The organism is Rhodoferax sp., from assembly GCF_014859475.1.
Taxonomy (GTDB): domain Bacteria; phylum Pseudomonadota; class Gammaproteobacteria; order Burkholderiales; family Burkholderiaceae_C; genus Rhodoferax.
Genome location: NZ_JACUUE010000281.1, coordinates 1 through 2,588 on the forward strand (window position 1 = coordinate 1; position 2,588 = coordinate 2,588).

The following is a 2,588-nucleotide window of genomic DNA, read 5'->3' on the forward strand; positions in this document are numbered from 1 at the left end:
CGCTACGCTCGCAGTGACGAAGTCTCTGTTCAAGGTCCGTGTGCGGTATCGGGCCTGATTCGGCGGGCTCGCAGTGACGAAATTTCTGTTCATGGTCTGTGTGCAGTATCGGTGGGCTCGCGACGCTATGCGGGGCGGCGCGCTTCAATGTAGATTTCGCTGGCCAGCTCGGGGCGCTCCTTGCCCATGGCGTAGAGCCCGTCGAGCACCGCAGCGCCGAGTTGTTCTGCCACCAGAGCCATCTGGGCATGGGTGAAGGGCTTGATGAAATAGCCGCCTTGCGCAACTGGCAGCAAGCCGGCCGCTTCAACATCGCTGCGAATGCTTTGGCGATCGTAAACGCGGTGTTGCAGCAGATGAAGGTTGCGCTCGCTCAATTGCTTTACGTCGTCGATCAGGCCCATCGACCTGGCCAGCAGGCGGTGAAATGAGGCGGCATTGGGCACATTGACGTGCAACACGCTGCGCTCGTCCATCAGACTTTTGGCGGCCTCGAGCAATTTGAGCGGCTGCGCGACTTCGTGCAACACGCTGGAGATGATGATCAGGTCGGGGGGCGTGCCCAGCTGGTCTTTGATTTGCGACGTGACATCTTCAAAAAAACCCTGAATGGCCAGCAGATTGGGCAGGCCACTGCTTGCAGCCACTTGATGAAATTCCTGCCCCGGCTCGACCACGATCCAGCGCTCAACAGGCCCCGCCGCCTGCACGTGGTGCTGGTACAGAAGCTCGGCACCGCAACCCACTTCAAGCACGGTTTTGGGGCGGATGGCGGCGAGTCGTTCCATGACCAACTTGCGGCGGTATTTCACCATCGCCGCTTCAAAGCCGTACTGGCTGAAGTAGTTTTGCTGGTATTGAGTGATGCGGTTTTCTTTGTTCATGGTGCCTGGGCTACGCATTGGGACGGTGGCGCGCAAAAAATTTATTGCGCCCGCTCGCTGTAGCTGAGTTGATCGAAGCGGCGGCGCGACTGCCGGGCCTGCGCAAAGTCGCCCAGCGCCTCGAGCGCCAGCGCGCGCGCCAGCCAGGGCTGCGGGTGGTTGGGGAAGTCGTCAATGATTCTTTGTGCCGCGACCAGCATGTGGCGCCAGATTTCGCGCTTGTCGATGGCGCGGGCCGGGGCCAGGCTGCTGCGTACAAAGAGCAGGCCGGCGTCTTCGACGCTGACCAGTTGCCAGTTGTCGTCTTTGGCCAGCGGCAGCATCAGGTCGATCAGGCGGCCTGAATAGGACATCAGGGTGGGCGCAAAGATGGCGTCGATGCGGTAGCTGGCCAGCGCATTTTGCCAACCGGGTTCGGCCTGAAAAATGCGGTCGTGCAAGTCGGCGGCCCGGTTCATGGCGGTGTCGTGGCTGTCGGCAAAGACGCTGGCCTCGCGCCCGAGCGCCCAGGCGAGGTAGCCGCCGTAGTCGATGAAGTTGAACACGCGCGCGCCCGGCACATGGCTGCGCAGGTAGCTCGCGGCCTGCTCAGGGAAGACCTTGGGTACCAGGCCGCTGCCCCAATCGCCGCGCCAGAGCGGAAAGGCGATCAGGCACACCAGCGGTGCGGCCATGGCGACGCGCGTCAGCCAGGCGGGCAGTGTTTGGGGCCAGGCGTGCAAGGCCAGGCGCACCAGCGGAATCACGAGCATCAGGGCAAACAGGCCGATGTTGCGCGCATACAGATACGTCAGGCCACCGAACAGCGTCAGCAGCAGGCCAGCCGCGATGCGGTGCCTGGGCGCAAACAGCACCGCCGGAATGGACAGCAGCACCAGCACGATAAAGGTGCTGCCAAAGGCGGTGGCCATGATGGGTTGGTATTCAGTGACAGCATACAACAGGTCGGGATTGTTGAGGTCGGCCAGGTGGGTGATGACCGGCAAGGCCACCTGGCTCCAGCCATAGGGGTTTAGGCAGGCAAGTAGCAGTGCGGCGGTGGCGCTGCCAGCCAGGGCCACGCTGGCCTGCAGGCGGCTCAGGCCGGTGGGCGGTGCGCGCAAGGCCTCAATGCCGTAGGCGCCTATGAGCGGCACCAGCATCAGGCTGGACGGGTGCGCTTGGCTTAGCACCAGGGCACTTAGCGGGATGGGAATGAGCTGGCGCCATCGTCCGGATGCCATGAAGCGCTCCAGCGCCCAGAAGGTGATGCCCAGCGCCAGAAAGAGCAGCATCTCGGCGCGGTATTCGGTGCGCACCCTGAAGGCCCAGGCGACGATGGCGAGCGCCAGCAACGCAGCCGGGTGCAGCCACGCCCTGCGCCCGAGCGCCGCCGCGTAGGCAAACAAAAGCGCGCTGGTAGCGAGTGCCGCATTGAGCAAGGCCATGCCGGGAAAACCGGCCACTGTGTAGGCCAGGTGCTGAATGAGGCCAAAGCCCCATTCAATATAGTTGGTGGGTTCGCCCTGCAGTGGCAGCAGGTAAAACATGGTTTTCGGCAGCGCGCCGGTGGCTAGCATCTCGCGCCCCACGACCATGTGAAACCAAACATCGTAGTCGTGGATCTGCCGGTAAAAGAAGAACAGCAATATAGCGCCCAGCAGCACCGTCTGGGTCTTGAAAGCAGCGCGGCAACGTGGCTCTGATGTGATTGGCATGGTCAAA

Annotated in this window: 2 protein-coding genes; both read right to left on the reverse strand. The window is 62.7% G+C overall.

What is annotated here, in order from left to right; genetic code table 11:
- Positions 1-125: 125 nt before the first annotated feature.
- Positions 126-884, reverse strand: coding sequence for a methyltransferase domain-containing protein (locus IBX54_RS14335; RefSeq protein ID WP_296543332.1), 759 nt, complete (start codon positions 882-884; stop codon positions 126-128).
- Positions 885-925: 41 nt separating this feature from the next.
- A partial coding sequence (locus IBX54_RS14340) for a hypothetical protein (protein ID WP_296543333.1) occupies positions 926-2,588 on the reverse strand: 1,663 nt, incomplete at its 5' end.